Raw genomic sequence first — 17,402 nt, forward strand, 5'->3', positions numbered from 1 at the left:
GAAATCAGGATTGTATCGCGGTAATTGCGGTGCATTTTGCCCCCCGTCTTAAGTTGTATTCCCTGAAATCCATCAGCGCACTAGCATAGGGCGCAAGCGACAGGAACCGATTTACGCCATGCCGTCCGGCTGATCTTGCATCGCCCGTTCGGTTATCCTGCACCGGTTGTAATAACTGTTATTGCAACTGCAAAAATCGGCATCTGGCACGCACAAGAATATCGTACCGGCCCAAAGACCTTTCAGCGGGCAGGTGACCGGTACGAGCGTACAGACAACAGGAAACGAACAAGAGGCCACATATGTCTGCGAACGTTTATCCCGTCTCCGACGACATCGCGAAGGGCGCGCTGATCGACAAGGCAAAATACGACGCCATGTACAAGCAGTCGGTCGAAGATCCCGAAGGCTTCTGGGGCGAACACGGCAAGCGCATCGACTGGATCAAGCCGTTTACCAAGGTCAAGAATGTCAGCTTTGATGCCAAGGACCTTTATATCAAGTGGTATGAAGACGGCACGCTGAACGTTGCAGCCAACTGCCTTGATCGTCATCTGGCGAAGCGCGGTGACCAGACCGCGATTATTTTCGAAGGCGACGATCCGTCCGTTTCCGAACATATCACCTACAAAGATTTGCATGAACGTGTCTGCCGGTTTGCCAATGCCCTGAAATCGATGGGTGTCGGCAAGGGTGACCGCGTTGTCATTTACCTGCCGATGATACCGGCCGCAGCGGTTTCGATGCTGGCCTGCGCGCGCATCGGTGCGATCCATTCCATCGTGTTTGGTGGCTTTTCGCCCGAAGCCCTCGCGGGCCGCGTGGAAGATTGCGGTGCGAAGGTTGTTATTACATCGGATGAAGGCCTTCGTGGTGGGCGCGGTGTGCCGCTGAAACGCAATGCGGACGAAGCCCTTTCCCACCCGGGTGTCAAATCCGTCGAAAAGCTTGTTGTCGTCAAACATACCGGCAAGGACATCGCATGGAATGATGCCCGTGACGTCTGGTATCACGAAGTTTGCGAGGCAGCATCACCTGATTGCCCGCCGACCGAGGTCAATGCCGAAGACCCCCTTTTCGTTCTCTATACCTCGGGTTCGACCGGCAAGCCGAAGGGCGTTCTGCACACGTCGGGCGGTTACCTTGTTTATGCGTCGATGACCCATCAGTATGTCTTTGATTATCACGAGGGTGATATTTACTGGTGCACGGCCGATGTCGGCTGGGTTACCGGGCACAGCTATATCGTTTACGGGCCGCTTGCCAACGGGGCGACGACCCTGATGTTTGAAGGTGTGCCAAGCTATCCGGATGCATCGCGTTTCTGGCAGGTGTGCGAGAAGCACAAGGTCAATATCTTCTATACCGCGCCGACCGCGATCCGTGCGCTGATGCGCGAAGGCGAAAGCTTTGTGAACAAGGCCGATCTTTCGAGCTTGCGCATCCTCGGCTCGGTGGGTGAACCGATCAACCCCGAAGCCTGGGAATGGTATCACGAGCATGTCGGCAAGCGGAATTGCCCGATTGTCGATACCTGGTGGCAGACCGAAACCGGCGGCATCCTGATTACGCCGCTTCCGGGGGCGACCGACCTTAAACCGGGTTCGGCAACCTTGCCGTTCTTTGGTGTTGAACCGGCCCTTCTGGATAATGAAGGCAAGGAACTGACCGGCGCAACCGATGGCAACCTTGTGATCAAGGATAGCTGGCCGGGTCAGATGCGCACGGTTTATGGCGATCATGAACGGTTCATCCAGACCTATTTCAGCACATTCGCCAATGTCTATACCACCGGCGACGGTGCACGACGGGACGAAGATGGTTATTACTGGATCACCGGCCGCGTTGATGACGTGATCAACGTTTCGGGTCATCGCATGGGCACTGCCGAGGTTGAAAGTGCACTGGTCGCACATGCCAAGGTGGCGGAGGCCGCCGTGGTCGGCGTACCGCACGATATCAAGGGACAGGGCATCTATGCTTATGTCACGCTGAATGCCGGTGAAGAACCGACCGACGAACTGCGCAAGGAACTGGTTCAGTGGGTGCGCAAGGAAATCGGCCCGATTGCCAGCCCCGATTATATCCAGTGGTCACCGGGTCTTCCGAAAACCCGTTCGGGCAAAATCATGCGCCGTATCCTGCGCAAGATTGCCGCCAACGAATATGACCAGCTTGGCGATACATCGACCCTTGCCGATCCGGGCGTGGTTGATGATCTGATCGAAAACCGCCAGAACCGGAAATAGTCTGATCTGCCTAAATCGCAGAGATCAGAACTTCAGGACAAAACCCGCCGCTATTCCGGCGGGTTTTTCCATTCCAGACTGGGTTTTGCACAAAATGCCCGGCAAAGATCACGCCCCCTGCGGTTGTGCCATATTTTAAATTGGTATAGGTACAGCCTTCTGCATTGCAATACTGACCGTTAGGGACGGCTTTCATGCCGCCAGATGACACTCCAGCCCCGGGGACAGACTGGGCTGTTTGATACGGAGAAGTTCTGTGAATACCGATTTCCTTCCGCGTTTGCGGGCCGAATGGCTTGGCAATATCCGTGGTGATGTGCTTTCGGGCCTTGTGGTGGCACTTGCACTGATCCCCGAAGCCATTGCGTTTTCCATCATCGCCGGGGTCGATCCCAAGGTCGGGCTTTATGCATCCTTCTCGATTGCAGTGATTACCGCGATCTTTGGTGGACGGCCGGGCATGATTTCGGCTGCCACCGCGGCAACCGCCGTGCTGATGGGATCGCTTGTGCGCGATCACGGACTTGATTACCTGCTGGCGGCAACCGTGCTTGCCGGGGTGATCCAGATGCTGGCCGGGGCGCTTCGGCTTGGAAACCTGATGCGGTTTGTCTCGAAATCGGTGATGACGGGCTTTGTCAACGCGCTCGCCATTCTGATTTTCATGGCGCAATTGCCGGAACTGACCGGTGTCAGTTACATGACATATGTGATGGTCGCGGGCGGCCTTGCGATTATTTACCTGTTCCCGCGGATCACGAAAATTGTCCCCTCGCCATTGATCTGCATTATCGTTCTGACGATCCTGTCCCTGTTTATCGATGGTGATCTGCGCACGGTCGGCGATATGGGCGCGCTGCCCGATGCCTTCCCGGCGATTTACCTGCCTGATGTGCCGCTGAACCTTGATACCTTCCTGATCATCCTGCCCTATTCGGCGGCGGTGGCGGCAGTCGGGCTTCTGGAAAGCCTGATGACGGCACAGATCGTCGACGAGCTGACTGATACCCCGTCCAACCGCATTCGCGAATGCTATGGTCAGGGGATTGCCAACTTCTTTACCGGTTTCATCGGTGGCATGGCCGGTTGTGCGATGATCGGCCAGTCGGTAATCAATGTGAAATCGGGCGGGCGGTGCCGCCTTTCGACCTTCCTTGCCGGTATTTTCCTTCTGATCCTGATTGTGGTTCTGGGCGATCTGGTGGCGATCATTCCGATGGCCGCCCTTGTCGCGATCATGATCATGGTATCAATCGGGACATTCAGCTGGTCCTCGATCAAGAACCTGCGCGAACATCCGCGCAGTTCATCCATCGTGATGCTGGCAACCGTCGTAACCGTGGTCGGCACGCACAACCTTGCAATTGGCGTTCTGATCGGTGTTTTGCTTTCCGGGATATTCTTTGCATGGAAAATCGCGCAGATCTTCCGGGTTACCAGCACGCTCTCAGCCGATGGCACGCAGCGGACCTATGAAGTGCGCGGGCAGATTTTCTTTGCCTCGGTCGAGGATTTCACCAAGGCATTCGATTTCCGCGAGGCACTTGATAAAGTCACGATTGATGTCAGCCATGCCCATATCTGGGACATCTCAAGCGTTTCAGCTCTTGACATGGTCGTGCTGAAATTCCGCCGTGAAGGGGCCGAGGTCGAGTTGATCGGTCTCAATGAAGCCAGCGAGACAATTGTTGATAAGCTGGCGATCCATGACAAGCCCGGCGCACTTGAACGCCTGATGGGCCACTAAGGGGAACGTTCAATGACACATCTGATCGCACTGATCGATGGATCGGGCTATTCGCAAAGTGTACGCGACCTGACCTGCTGGGTGGCGGAACGGACGGCAGCATCGGTTGAACTGATGCATGTCCTGGGCCGTCGGGGGGTAGGTTCTGAACCCGCCGACCTTAGTGGTAACCTCAAACTTGGCGCACGTAGCGCCCTTTTGCAGGAACTGGCCGACCTTGATGAACAGAAGGCCAAGCTGGAGCTAAAACGCGGTCGTTTGCTACTTGAAGAAGCCAAATCGGGCCTTGAAGAAGCCGGACTTTCATCGGTTTCGACCAAGCTTCGCCATGGCGATCTGATTGATGCGATTGGCGAATTTGAAGGCGATGCCGACCTGATCATCATTGGCAAGCGCGGCGAGGCCGCCGATTTTGCCAAACTGCATCTGGGATCAAATCTTGAACGGGTTGTCCGGTCTGCGACCAAACCGGTTCTGGTCGCATCGCGCACGTTCAAACCGATCAACAAGTTCCTGATTGCGTTTGACGGCGGCGAAAGTGCGATGAAGGCCGTACGCCACATTGCGAACGGCAAGCTTTTTACAGGGCTTCCATGCGTTTTGCTATGCGTTGGCAAACCAACTGACAGCCTTCAGGAAAAGCTTGATAATGCGGCGGCCCTTCTGCGCAAGGCGGGTTACGAGGTCGAGGCCGGTTTCGAAGCCGGTGACCCCGAAGACGTGATTAAAAACCGCATTGAAAGCGACAATATCGATCTTCTGGTCATGGGCGCCTATGGCCATTCGCGCATCCGCAACCTGATCATTGGCAGCACGACGACCGAAATGGTCCGATCCTGTCAGGTGCCAGTAATGATGTTCCGCTAAAGACCAAAAGCCCGGCAGTTTCCCTGCCGGGCTTTTGGTATAGCAATATGGATACCGGAACTTAGCGCAACAGGAAACGCCCGAAATTGGCATTGATCTGACGTTCGAGTTCACGATCAAGGTCCATCAGGAGCGTTGCGGTTTCATCATAAACCGCCTTTTCACGTTCGGCGACGGACATCGATTCCGCAAGGGTCCGGGTGCGAACCGCGGTTGCAGCAACTTCGCCCTTCTGGGTGCCATTCGGATCAAGAACCTCAAGCTTGGCCGAAACTTTCATTTCGACCTTTTCGGACTGATCATCGGTAAAGACGCCCGAAAAACCCTTGGTGGTTTTAAGCGCGTTTGAGGTGATGGATGCCTCGGTCACGCTATAACGCAGAATATCACTGGTGCCTGCCGTCTGGATACGGTCATCGGGCCAGTTCATCGCCATCTTGCCAAGGCTGAACGGCAGATAGGCTTCAAGGTTGTTGTCACCCCCGGCCGGATAGGCCGCCACTTTTTCAATCGGCCCGGCTGCAAATACAATCGGGTCGAGATGGCGCCAGGTCACATCGGGATAGGTCTGCACCGGTGCGCTAGTACAGGCCGCCAGAAGGGCAACAACTGCACCCGCCAGGGCCACGCGCATTCCATTGATGGACAATGCCTTCATCAAGTCTTTCTCCTGCCTCAAATAAAAACGCCACCATACCTTTGTGTGGGCATGGTGACGTTGCTTGATGATTAAGGCAAGGCTGTGACAATCAAAAACCGCGCCGATGCAGCAAGTTATGCGTCATCGCCGGATTTAAGCGCACGCAGGTCGGCCTCGTTGAAGCCATATCGCGTGTTGCAGAACTGGCAGGAAACCGCGACTTCGCCGCTATCGGGTTCGCGCATGTCCAGAAGTTCTTCAAGCGGATAGGACACAAGCGCACCTTCGATTTTCTGACGCGAACAACGGCATTTGAACTGTAACGCCGTCTGATCAAACACGCGCGGTTCTTCGTCGTGGAACAGACGCCAGATCAGGTCATGCGCCGAAAGCGAAATATCGACCAGTTCGTTTTCGGTCGCACTTGCCATCAGGATCTTGGAGCGGTTCCAGTCCTCTGTAATTTTTTCGGCTTCTTCCGGAGTTGCCGCATCGCCCGAAGCACTGGCCGGAAGACGCTGCAGGAACAGACCACCAACCCACCAGTCATTGGCCTGTTCGCCCTGATGGACTTCAAGCTTGAAGGAAGCTTCGATCTGCTCGGACTGACGGAAATAGGACTCGGCGCATTCCGCAAGCGTATTGCCTTCGAGCGACACAATACCCTGATAGCGTTCGTGATCGCCGCCCTGATCGACGGTGAAGGCGATGTGGCCATGCCCCATCAGCTTGTGCACCTGTCCGCGCAGGGCGTCTTCACCACCGTCTTCGGCCGCAATCATGGTGCTGAGGCGGTCTTCGTCAACACGCGCACAGGCGCGAATGTTGCCGTCGCTATCGACGTCGACAACCATCATGCCAATCGGACCGTCAGACGAGGTCTGAAGGGTAAACAGGCCTTCATATTTCAGCGCCGAGGACAGCAGAACAGCAAGCCCGATAATCTCGCCCAGCAGATGATTTGCAAGCGCAGGATAGCTGTGCTGACCAATGATGGTCTGCACGGTCGGGCCAAGCCGTGCGAAACGGCCACGAATATTGGAATGATCCAGCGTGAAGGGCTGACAAAAATCGACAGCGATCTGCATTTTCGGGTTCCGCGTTTTTACGTGTTCCGGGGCGTATAACAACAGCAGAACCGCATTGTCCAGCCATGTCACGCCAAAACAAAGGGGCGAACATCACTGTCCGCCCCGAAATTCTGATGCTTATTTAGTCTGCACCATCAGGAAGGCAAGCCATTAAAGCAGTATAGCAGAACCCCTTTCTGCGCATGCAGACGGTTTTCAGCCTCGTCAAACACCACCGATTGCGGCCCGTCGATCACATCGTCGGTGACCTCTTCGTTACGATGGGCAGGCAGGCAATGCATGAAGATCGCATCCTTGTTTGCCTTTGCCATCGCGGCGGAATTGACCTGATAGGGGGCCAATGCTTCCATGCGGGCGTCGGCGTCCTCGTCCCCCATCGAAACCCAGCAATCGGTAACGATAACGTCGGCCCCGTCCAGTGCGCTGTCCATATCGGTCATGCGGACCTTGCCACCCTCGGCATTGGCCGTTTCGATCAGACCCTGATTGGGGCGATAACCCGCCGGGCAGGCCATATCAAGCGAGAACCCGAATTTCGGCGATGCATGTATAAAGGATGCCGAAACGTTGTTCCCATCGCCGACCCAGGCGAATTTCAACCCATCAAGGCGTCCCTTGTGTTCCTTAACGGTCATAAGGTCGGCCATGATCTGGCAGGGATGGCTTTGATCGGTCAGGCCATTGATGACCGGAACGGTGGCATATTTCGCCAATTCCAGTAGTTTCGATTCGTCCGTCGTACGGATCATGATCGCATCGACAAAGCGCGACAGAACGCGTGCGGTATCGGCAATGGTTTCCCCACGGCCCAGCTGCGAACTTGCGGCATCAAGGATGACAACATCACCGCCTAGCTGGCGCATACCAACTTCGAATGACACGCGTGTACGGGTCGATGGTTTTTCAAAAATCAGGGCAAGTGTCTTGCCCGCAAGCGGCTTGTCACCAAACGGTGCCTTGCCTGCCTTTTCCACAGATCCAAGTTCAAGAATATCGTTCAGCGTTCCCGCCGACATTTTGTCGAGATCGAGAAAGTGCCTGATATCAGTCATTTCAGTCTTCCTTATTGCGCCAAGGCTGCCGCGGCGGCATCGATTGCTGCCAGCGCCTCGTCAACATGGGTTTTGGTGATGTTAAGCGGCGGCAAAAGACGCACCACGTTATCGCCCGCCGGAACGGTCAAAAGACCCAGTTCACGCAGTTTTGCGACAACATCAACATTGGTCGGCACAGTTTTCATACCCAGAAGCAGGCCCATGCCACGGACTTCCGCAATAAAGCCCGGATGTTTTCGGGCAATGGCCGCAAGGCCGTCACGGATCAACTGGCTCATGGCAAGAACATTGTCCATGAAACCGGGTTTAAGGATGACGTCAAGAACCGCATTGGCCGCTGCCATGGCAAGCGGATTGCCACCAAAGGTCGTGCCATGCATCCCCGCAGGCAATGCCTGTGCCGCGCGTTCGGTCGCCAGCAACGCGCCAACCGGGAAACCACCGCCAAGCCCCTTGGCCGATGAAATCAGATCGGGCTTCATGTCCGACCATTCATAGGCATAAAGCTTGCCCGTACGGCCAACGCCGGTCTGGACTTCGTCAAACATCACAAGCAGGCCGAATTCGTCAGCCGCTTTTCGCAGACCCTCAAGGTAACCTTCGGGGGCCTTGCAGATACCGCCTTCGCCCTGGATCGGTTCGACCAGAATACCTGCGGTCTCAGGCGTGATCGCATCGCGCAATTCGTTCAGATTGCCAAATGCCACACGATCAAAACCATCAGGCATCGGGCCAAAGCCCTCGCGGTATTTATCGCTATAACCGGCGGTCAGGGTACCAAGCGTCCGACCGTGGAAAGCATTGGTTGCCACCAGAATCCGGTTCTTTTCGGCGTGACCGCTGACATACTGGAAGCGGCGCAGCATCTTGATGCCGGCCTCGTTGGCCTCCGCCCCGGAGTTACAGAAGAACACCGTGTCGGCGAAGGTATTTTCAACCAGACGTGCCGCCAGTTTTTCCTGCCCCGGAATCCGGTACAGGTTCGACGTATGCCAAACCTTTTTCGCCTGTTCGGTCAGGGCTTCGACCAGATGCGGATGCGCGTGGCCAAGGGTATTCACCGCAATACCCGACCCGAAATCGAGGAATCGTCGGCCATCCTGCGCATAGAGATAAGGTCCTTCACCTTTCTCAAAGGCCAGATCGGCCCGCGCGTAGGTCGGCATGACGGGAGTAATCACTTCTTCATTCCTCAATCAGGGGTAAAAAATCATTCCTGACCAGAAGGTCAGTTCCGGCAGAATACCGGGAAGCCGCGGAGTATCAAGAGATTCCTGACCTCTGTCAACGACGCAAAACCCCGTATACGAACAGGGCTGATATGAAAAAGAGCAGCATCCGATGCGGAATGCTGCCCTTAAACGGAATTTAATGCTGAAAGGCGCACTGTTTTGGCGATCAGGCCTTAAGCTTGTAGCCGCTTTTGATCATGCGATAGCACAGAATCCAAAGCAGGACATTGACCACGGCCAAGACCACAACTCCGGTCATTACCGTGCCGTCCGAAACCCCGGTAAAGCCATAGCGGAACCCGTCAATCATGTAGAAGAACGGGTTGTAATGGACCAGTACCTTACCAGCTTCGGGCAGGTTTTCGGCGCTATAGAATGTGCCCGACAGGAAAGAAAGCGGGGTAATGACAAAGTTGGTGACAACCGCGATATGGTCGAATTTCTCGGACCATACACCACCGGCAATACCCAGAAGCGACAACATCAGCGACGCCGAAATCCCGAAATACAGGATCGCCCAGATATTGTGGATGCCGACATCAACAAAGAACGCCATGACAATGGTGGTAGCAACGCCAACCATAATCCCGCGTGTCACCGCACCGAATGCAAAACCGGCAACCATTTCACCGGCCGAAAGCGGCGGCATCAGAACATCAACAATGTTGCCCTGTACCTTCGAGATGATGATCGAGCTTGAGGTATTGGCAAAGGCATTCTGGGCCATGGTCATCATGACCAGACCGGGGGCAAGGAAGGTGGCGAAAGGAACGCCGTTTACCGTCTCGACCGCGCGCCCGAGTGCCAGAAGGAAGACCGCCATGAATAACAGGCTGGTAACCACCGGTGCTCCGATGGTTTGCAGATGGACGTTCAGAAAACGTCGAACTTCCTTGGCATAAAGCGTCCACAGACCGAGCCAGTTGATCGCGCCCATTTGACGCGGTGCTAGCTCTTGCATGAAAAATCCTTCGGAAAAATGCAGACAATTGCCGGTAAAATAGGGAGAGTTGGGCATCAAGTGCAAGGGTGCGTATTGATCAGCATTGGATGAAATGAAAGAATCACACGAAAACCGCAGTGATTTAGCGCCTGACAGCAAGGCGGAAAAATTTGGCGGTAACGCCAGTTTTTCTCGCAAAAGTGCTGCCAAAGGCAAAGATCGCGACCCGCGCGAACCCAAAAAGCCGCGCCGGGTAACGCGCGACTATCTGATGAATTATGCCACCTGGTATCTGGAACGCTTTGCCGCGTCACGCGCCCGGCTTGAAAAACTGATGCGCGGTAAGATCAGGCTTTCGATCGCGGAATACGGCACCGATCCGCAGGAAGCCGAAGAATGGATGAAAAGCGTTCTGAACACTTGCGAGAATGCCGGATTTATCAATGACACCGCCTATGCCAAGGGACGTGCCAGATCGCTTTTGCGCAAGGGCAAGGCCATGCGGGTTATCGCCGCAGATCTGAACGCACGCGGCGTTGCATCGCACATGATTGATGACACCATCACCGACCTCAGACAGGAAGCCGATCAGGCGGCCTATGAAGATATCCGGGGTACCGATCCCAACCTTGCCGCCGCCGCGGCTTATGCCCGACGCCGTCGGCTTGGACCATTTCGTCGGCCTGACCAGCGCGATGAAAAACGCGACAAGGATCTGGCCGCACTTGCCCGGCAGGGATTTGGCTATGACACCGCCACCCGGATCATTGATGGCGATCTGGATCACCTGAACGATCTGTTATCCATGATTGACGGCATCTGATTGCTGGGCGGGCGTTTTTTCGGGCACCGAAAGACTGCGTTTCCGCATTGCGTGGAACAAATGTCACCCCGACAAGTTCCATAAAAGCGTAGACCCAAGGGCAAGACGAGAGAGATCAAGTCATGACCGCACATACACGCAAGGCAACGCTTTACCGGATGGTGATGGACGACCATATCTGTCCGTTCGGCCTGAAATCGCGCGACCTTCTAAAAAGGGAAGGATACGCCGTCGATGATCACTGGCTGACCACCCGGAAAGAAACTGACGACTTTCAGGCAGAATACAATGTCGAAACCACCCCTCAGACATTCATTGATGGAGATCGGATCGGCGGCCATGACGAATTGCGGGAATATTTCGGCAAGCCGGTAAATGATGGCAATTCGGTTACCTATCAGCCGGTCATTGCCGTTTTCGGCATGGCGGCACTTATGGCGCTGGGCCTTAGTTGGGCCGCATTTGGCGATTTCCTGACGGTTCGGGCGGTTGAGTGGTTCATAGCGACGTCGATGTGCATTCTTGCCATCCTGAAGCTTCGGGATCTGGAAAGCTTTTCGAACATGTTTCTGGGTTATGACCTGCTCGCGCAACGGTGGGTACGATATGCCTATATTTACCCGTTTGGTGAGGCACTGGCAGGTGTGCTTATGATTTTTGGCGCCCTTATGTGGCTTGCCGTTCCTGTTGCCCTTTTCATCGGGACAATCGGGGCTGTATCGGTGTTCAAGGCGGTTTATATCGATAAGCGCAACCTCAAATGCGCCTGCGTCGGTGGGGACAGCAATGTTCCGCTTGGTTTCATTTCACTGACGGAAAACATCATGATGGTCGCCATGGCGATCTGGATGATGGTGAAATAGACAACAACGAGCTGGTGCAATCGGGATCGAGCCCCTAAAAAGAACCGATACAGACTGCCTTTTGCGTGAAGGAGAACCATGAATATGATGGTCCGCATCTATCACAATCCGCGTTGTTCCAAGTCGCGCCAGACCCTTGCATTGATCGAGGAACAGGGAATTACCCCCGATGTGATCCAGTATCTGGATACACCACCCACTCCACAGGAATTAAAAGAAATTCTTGGCATGCTGGGCATGGCCCCGGAAGATATCCTGCGCAAGAAAGAAGCCAAAGAAGAAGGCATTGCTGATCTTCGTGGTGACACATTGATCGAGGCCCTTTGTGCCCATCCGCGCGCGATTGAACGCCCGATTGTGGTCAACGGCCACAAGGCCGCCCTTGGGCGACCGCCGGAAAGTGTTCTGGAAATTCTTTAGCGTCACCTGAAATATCGAATGACTTCAAACGCCTGTGCCATTTCCGCACGGGCGTTTTTCGTTATTAATAAAAGTCGAACGGGCGCAAAGTCATTATGTCTAATCCAAAGACATAAATGTCAGGAGGTTGCTCATGATTGCTGCGTTTGCCCTGATCCTTGTCTGCCAGCTGTTTGGCGAGGTGATATCGGAACTGTTTGACCTGCCTGTACCCGGCCCTGTGATCGGGCTTGGGCTTTTGTTTATCGGACTGATCGTCAAACGCCACCCGCCCAAGGTTCTGACCGATGCCGCCGATAACCTTCTGATCCATTTTTCGCTGCTGTTCGTTCCGGCCGGTGTCGGTGTGGTGACACAGCTCGACCGGCTGCGTGGGGACTGGTTGCCGATTACGGCCGCCCTGATCTTTTCCACCTTGCTTGCGATGGTTCTGACCGCCCTTCTGATGTCGAAACTTCTTCCAAAACCGAAGGCATCCATCGGCGACGGGGACGCAAAATAATGGGCGAGACAGATATCACGCAGCTTTGGGTTTATCTTTCGACCAAGCCATTAACCGGCCTTACCATTACGCTTGTCGCCTATTCCATCGGGTTCTGGCTGTATCAGAAAACCGACCGCAATCCGGTTTGCAATCCGGTGGTCATCGCCATTGCATTGATTGCGTTGCTGCTGGAAAGCACCGGCACCCCCTATGCGACCTATTTCGAAGGGGCACAGTTCGTGCACTTCCTTTTGGGCCCGGCGACGGTGGCACTTGCCGTACCGCTGTTTCGCCAAATGGAAACACTGAAACGGGCATTGCCGGTGATTATTTTCGGTGTGCTGTTCGGATCGCTGGTTGCGAGTGTCAGCACAGTTGTTCTGGCCTGGATCCTTGGCGCGAGCCCGGAAACACTGGCTTCCCTGGCACCAAAATCGGTCACGACACCGGTTGCTATGGGTATTGCCGATGAAATTGGTGGTGTCCCGGCCCTGACTGCGGTTTGCGTGATCGCAACCGGCATTGTCGGGGCAACACTGGGCCCGATGGTGATGAATTTGGCCCGATTGAAAGACTGGCGGGCGCGCGGATTTGCCATGGGGGTTGCCGCACACGGAATCGGAACGGCACGGGCGTTTCAGGTCAATGAAACAGCCGGGGCGTTTTCAGGATTGGCGATGGGGTTAAATACGCTGGCCACCGCCCTGACCCTGCCATTCCTGTGGCATTGGTTCTTCGGGTGAGCCGAAACTCACCCGAAGCCACAAAACCCTTAACCGGCACGTAGCTGTTTGAGGAAGTCGGAGACCGTTCTGTGAAGGGTTTCGATCTGACCTGACAGGGCACCGACATTTGTATCAAGCTCGCTTGCGGCAGCACCGCTGCTGCTTGCGGCCTGATGGATTTCCTCGATATTGCTGACAACCTCGCTTGAACCGCTCGACGCGGTCGCGGCACTGTTGGCGATCTCACTGACGGCAGCATTCTGTTCGGAAACAGATGCTGAAATACCGTTGGTGATATCGTTGATGGTCGCGATGGTCTGAGTCACTTTTTCGATGGCCTCGACCGTCAGTTTGGTTTCGCTTTGAATCGCCCCGATCTGCTGGGCGATTTCATCTGTCGCCTTGGCCGTCTGATTGGCAAGGTTTTTAACTTCCTGCGCAACGACGGCAAAGCCTTTGCCTGCCTCGCCGGCACGGGCGGCCTCAATCGTGGCGTTTAGTGCCAGCAGGTTGGTCTGGGCGGCAATGTCGTTAATCAGACTAACGACTTCGCCGATCCGTTCTGCCGCATCGGCAAGACCGCTAACCATTTCATTGGCCCGCGATGCTTCACCCACCGCGGTATCAGCGATTGATGTCGATTCGTCGACCTGGTTTCCGATGCCGGTAATCGATGCGGAAAGTTCTTCGGTTGCGGCGGCAACAGTCTGAACGCTTCGGGCTGACTCGTTGGCCGCTTCGCTGACATGGCTGCTTTGGCGAACCGAATGATCGGCAGAATCCCGCATCTGACGGGTCGAGCGCATCATGCCCTCGGTTGCCTGACGGACCGAGGAAACGATCTGCCCGACAGATTCCTCAAGCTCCTTCGCAAGGCGGTTACGCTGCTGAACGCGTTCATCCTCGTTGCGTTTTTCGGCCGAAATTCTGGCTTCCTCGGCTTCCTTGATCTGGCCTGCTGTTTCTTTCCAGCGAACAAGACCATCAGCAATCACACCGATTTCATCCTTGCGCGCCGTGTAGGCAACATCGCCGGAAAAATCACGATCCACAAACCGGGCAATGGTATTGCCCAAAACATGAAGCGGACCGAGCTGCCAGCGCAGCAGAACAACCAACAGGACACCGGCAATCAGGGCAACGATAATACCGGCAATCGCAATGCGAAGCTCAATAGCCGATGCGACCTCGGCAACTTCGGCCTTTTTGATCCCGACATACAGAATGCCGATCACATCGCCAGCCGGATTGAAGATCGGCGTATATTGCGTGACATAGGCGGTACCAAGAATGACAGCCTCACCGCGGAAGGTTTTCCCCGATGTTGTCGGCGCATAGGCCGCACTGCCATTGCCAAGCATCGTCCCGACCGCGCGCTGGCCATCCGGTTTGATGATGTTGGTGGAAACGCGGATAAAGTCCTTTTCCGCAGGCACCCAGGAAAACACGGTTGCCGTCTGACCGGTTGCCGTTCCGATACGATCAATCAGACTGTGCGATGACAGATCGGGAATTTCGGGCATGACCAGCTTGGTGGTTTCGCCGTCGGCACCGATCGTTACCTTCAAATCCGGATACGCATCCTGCAGCAACAGGGCCGCAACACGCAGGTTGAGCTTTTGCGATTCCAGGCTGGTATCACTTACCTGCTGATCAATACGCTGCATGATAACCACGCCAAGCAGGAAGATACCGCTGACGAGGATGATCAAGGCTGCCAGCGCAACCTTGAAAACAATACTTCTGGACATAATTATTCGTCCCCTGACCCCAATGCATCGAGCCCAATGGGACCAATGCAAATAACTGCCCACAACCCAAAAACCTGACCGATAGTCAGGCTGGATCAGACTTCAACACTACAGCGATTTAATAATCGCACTTATGTCTTTGGAATCTGGTGATCTTTATTTGGCAGTTCAAGAATGTAAAATCAAAACAGCTGAACATTTGTGCAAAAAATGATCAAAACTGCCAGAAATCCGGGACTCACTCAAAACAGAATGCTCAGTAATCGACTTTGACGAAATAAAGCCCATCGGCTGGTGCCGTTGGCCCGCCTGCCTTACGATCGCAAGCTTCCAGTGCTGTTTTGACGTCAATCGGCTTCCAGTTGCCCTTGCCCACCAGAACAAGAGTACCGACCATATTGCGGACCTGATGATGCAGGAAGGACCGGCTTTCGGTGTAAACACGAATATCCAGCGGATCGTGATCACCCCGGGTCACGACAAGCTTTTCCAGAGTCTTCACCGGACTCTTGGCCTGACACTCACTGGCGCGAAACGTGGTGAAATCATGCGTGCCGATAAGGTGGGCGGCGGCTTCGTTCATCGCATCAATATCAAGCGGTTTGAAAATGCCCCATGCAAGGCCGGCATCAACGGTCAGCGGCGCACGACGATTGATGATGCGATACATGTAGTACCGTTTCTTGGATGAAAACCGGGCATGGAAGTTTTCATCGGCCTCAACACAGTCAATCACAGCCACCGGATCGGGTTTGAGGTGATGATTGATCGCATTCATCACGGCATCCGCTGGATAGGTGCGCGGCAGATCAAAATGCACCACCTGCCCAAAGGCATGTACCCCGGCATCGGTACGGCCAGATACATATACGCGCACAAATTCGCCGATGAACTTTTCCAGTGCGGTTTCAAAAACCTGCTGGACCGAGATCACCTCTTCCTGGAACTGCCATCCGTGATAGGGACGTCCATTATATTCGACGGTACATTTATAGCGCTGCATCGGGTGCTTATAACCAAGCTTCAAAACAAAAACGAGGGGTGATGAACACCCCTCGTTTCGTAACGGATCACGACAGTGAAACTTACTTCACGCCGTCGCGGTCAAAACCAAGACGCAGGCGAAGAGCATTCAGCTTGATGAAGCCTTCTGCGTCGCGCTGGTTATAGACGGTGTCGGCTTCGAACGTGACATGCTCTTCGGAGTAGATCGAGTTCGGCGACTTGCGGCCGGTAACCGTGACGTTACCCTTGTAAAGGTCAAGACGGACAATACCGTTGACGGTTTTCTGGGTTTCGTCGATCAGGCGCTGCAGGGCCTGACGTTCCGGCGACCACCAGTAACCGTTATAGATCATCTCGGCATAACGCGGCATCAACTCGTCCTTGAGGTGACCTGCGTTACGGTCAAGCGTGATGCTTTCCATCGCACGATGCGCGACCGACAGGATGGTACCGCCCGGGGTTTCATAAACGCCGCGCGATTTCATACCGACATAACGGTTTTCGACCAGATCAAGACGTCCGATGCCGTTTTTGCCGGCAACATCGTTCAGCTTGGTCAGAAGGGTGGCCGGGCTCATACGTTCGCCATTCACGGCAACCGGGTTACCCTGTTCGAACTCGATTTCGATCGTGGTGATCGCATCGGGTGCATTCTGCGGCGATACGGTGCGTTCAAACATCTGTTCGTTCGGCTTTACCCACGGATCTTCCAGCGCCTTGCCTTCATAGGAAATATGCAGAAGGTTGGCATCGGTTGAATAGGGGGGCTCATCCCCGCCGAGTTTATCAGCCGAAATCGGAATTTGGTGTTCGCGCGCAAAGTTCAGGAGTGCGGTACGCGAATTCAGTTTCCATTCACGCCACGGTGCAATGACCTTTACGTTCGGCTTAAGCGCATAGTAACCAAGCTCGAAACGAACCTGGTCGTTGCCCTTGCCGGTCGCGCCATGGGAAACGGCGTCGGCACCGACTTCTTCGGCAATTTCGATCTGGCGCTTGGCAATCAGCGGACGCGCAATCGAAGTGCCGAGCAGATACACACCTTCATAAAGGGCGTTCGCACGGAACATCGGGAAGACATAGTCGCGAACGAATTCTTCGCGCAGATCTTCGATGAAAATCTGTTTGACGCCAAACATCTCGGCTTTCTTGCGGGCGGGTTCAAGTTCCTCGCCCTGGCCGAGATCGGCGGTGAAAGTCACGACTTCGCAGTTATATTCTTCGCGCAGCCATTTCAGGATGATGGAGGTATCAAGCCCGCCTGAATAGGCAAGCACCACCTTTTTGACCTGATCGCTCATTGGAGTGACGCCTTTCTTCTTCCGATGTAAACCGGGGCGCGGCACATGCAGGCCAACGTCCCTTGCGGGGCTGCAACAAATACATTGCAAAAGTCCCCTAGACCTTGAGCGCGGAGTATAGGAAAACACTAGTGCCGGGCAAGGGGCAAGATGCCCTTCCGGTCAAAAAGGCGCAAAAAGTACGAAAATTCCACCCCGCTTTTGGA

Annotated in this window: 16 protein-coding genes; 8 read left to right on the forward strand and 8 right to left on the reverse strand. The window is 54.8% G+C overall.

Annotation, left to right across the window (positions count from 1 at the left end; genetic code table 11):
• The first annotated feature begins 302 nt into the window (after positions 1-302).
• The 3 genes from acs (at position 303) to AUP42_RS05450 (ending at position 4,863) form a co-directional block, all read left to right on the forward strand.
• The gene (acs, locus tag AUP42_RS05440; protein WP_062949694.1) at positions 303-2,249 is read left to right on the forward strand and encodes an acetate--CoA ligase; all 1,947 of its coding nucleotides are present in this window, start codon (positions 303-305) and stop codon (positions 2,247-2,249) included.
• A 256-nt stretch (positions 2,250-2,505) separates the two neighbouring features.
• Entirely contained in the window at positions 2,506-3,996 is a 1,491-nt protein-coding gene (locus tag AUP42_RS05445) for a SulP family inorganic anion transporter (RefSeq protein WP_062949696.1), read from the forward strand.
• Between the two features lie 12 nt (positions 3,997-4,008).
• Complete coding sequence (locus tag AUP42_RS05450) at positions 4,009-4,863, forward strand: universal stress protein (protein ID WP_062949698.1); 855 nt, start codon at positions 4,009-4,011, stop codon at positions 4,861-4,863.
• Between the two features lie 61 nt (positions 4,864-4,924).
• Here the strand turns inward: AUP42_RS05450 and AUP42_RS05455 are convergent, their stop codons facing one another.
• From AUP42_RS05455 to AUP42_RS05475, 5 genes are all read right to left on the reverse strand, one after another.
• Positions 4,925-5,521 carry a hypothetical protein gene (locus AUP42_RS05455; RefSeq protein WP_062949700.1) on the reverse strand — a complete coding sequence of 199 codons (597 nt, stop codon included), beginning with the start codon at positions 5,519-5,521 and terminating at the stop codon, positions 4,925-4,927.
• A gap of 116 nt (positions 5,522-5,637) precedes the next feature.
• On the reverse strand, positions 5,638-6,591 hold the full coding sequence (locus AUP42_RS05460) for an Hsp33 family molecular chaperone HslO (RefSeq protein WP_062949702.1): 954 nt from the start codon (positions 6,589-6,591) through the stop codon (positions 5,638-5,640).
• Between the two features lie 137 nt (positions 6,592-6,728).
• The gene (gene argF / locus AUP42_RS05465) at positions 6,729-7,646 is read right to left on the reverse strand and encodes an ornithine carbamoyltransferase (protein ID WP_062949704.1); all 918 of its coding nucleotides are present in this window, start codon (positions 7,644-7,646) and stop codon (positions 6,729-6,731) included.
• 11 nt (positions 7,647-7,657) lie between these two features.
• On the reverse strand, positions 7,658-8,815 hold the full coding sequence (locus tag AUP42_RS05470; RefSeq protein WP_082824672.1) for an aspartate aminotransferase family protein: 1,158 nt from the start codon (positions 8,813-8,815) through the stop codon (positions 7,658-7,660).
• Positions 8,816-9,047: 232 nt separating this feature from the next.
• Complete coding sequence (locus AUP42_RS05475) at positions 9,048-9,842, reverse strand: ABC transporter permease (protein ID WP_037989340.1); 795 nt, start codon at positions 9,840-9,842, stop codon at positions 9,048-9,050.
• A gap of 94 nt (positions 9,843-9,936) precedes the next feature.
• On the opposite strand from AUP42_RS05475, the gene AUP42_RS05480 reads away from it, so the two are divergent.
• From AUP42_RS05480 to AUP42_RS05500, 5 genes are all read left to right on the forward strand, one after another.
• A complete protein-coding gene (locus AUP42_RS05480; RefSeq protein WP_062949708.1) occupies positions 9,937-10,647 on the forward strand; it encodes a regulatory protein RecX in 711 nt (236 codons plus the stop codon).
• A 122-nt stretch (positions 10,648-10,769) separates the two neighbouring features.
• Entirely contained in the window at positions 10,770-11,510 is a 741-nt protein-coding gene (locus tag AUP42_RS05485; RefSeq protein WP_062949710.1) for a MauE/DoxX family redox-associated membrane protein, read from the forward strand.
• A 78-nt stretch (positions 11,511-11,588) separates the two neighbouring features.
• Positions 11,589-11,930: an arsenate reductase (glutaredoxin) gene (arsC, locus tag AUP42_RS05490; RefSeq protein ID WP_062949712.1), complete on the forward strand. Its 342-nt coding sequence runs from the start codon at positions 11,589-11,591 to the stop codon at positions 11,928-11,930.
• Positions 11,931-12,063: 133 nt separating this feature from the next.
• Positions 12,064-12,432: a CidA/LrgA family protein gene (locus AUP42_RS05495; RefSeq protein WP_062949714.1), complete on the forward strand. Its 369-nt coding sequence runs from the start codon at positions 12,064-12,066 to the stop codon at positions 12,430-12,432.
• Entirely contained in the window at positions 12,432-13,157 is a 726-nt protein-coding gene (locus tag AUP42_RS05500; RefSeq protein ID WP_062949716.1) for an LrgB family protein, read from the forward strand. Before AUP42_RS05495 ends, AUP42_RS05500 begins: the two co-directional genes overlap by 1 nt.
• 29 nt (positions 13,158-13,186) lie before the next feature.
• On the opposite strand, the gene AUP42_RS05505 is transcribed toward AUP42_RS05500, so the two are convergent.
• From AUP42_RS05505 to AUP42_RS05515, 3 genes are all read right to left on the reverse strand, one after another.
• Positions 13,187-14,890: a methyl-accepting chemotaxis protein gene (locus AUP42_RS05505; RefSeq protein ID WP_062949718.1), complete on the reverse strand. Its 1,704-nt coding sequence runs from the start codon at positions 14,888-14,890 to the stop codon at positions 13,187-13,189.
• Between the two features lie 256 nt (positions 14,891-15,146).
• Positions 15,147-15,893, reverse strand: coding sequence for a tRNA pseudouridine(38-40) synthase TruA (truA, locus tag AUP42_RS05510; RefSeq protein ID WP_062950492.1), 747 nt, complete (start codon positions 15,891-15,893; stop codon positions 15,147-15,149).
• A gap of 82 nt (positions 15,894-15,975) precedes the next feature.
• A complete protein-coding gene (locus tag AUP42_RS05515; protein ID WP_062949720.1) occupies positions 15,976-17,196 on the reverse strand; it encodes an argininosuccinate synthase in 1,221 nt (406 codons plus the stop codon).
• Between the last annotated feature and the right edge of the window lie 206 nt (positions 17,197-17,402).

The sequence above is a fragment of the Thalassospira lucentensis genome, from assembly GCF_001613805.1.
Taxonomy (GTDB): domain Bacteria; phylum Pseudomonadota; class Alphaproteobacteria; order Rhodospirillales; family Thalassospiraceae; genus Thalassospira; species Thalassospira lucentensis_A.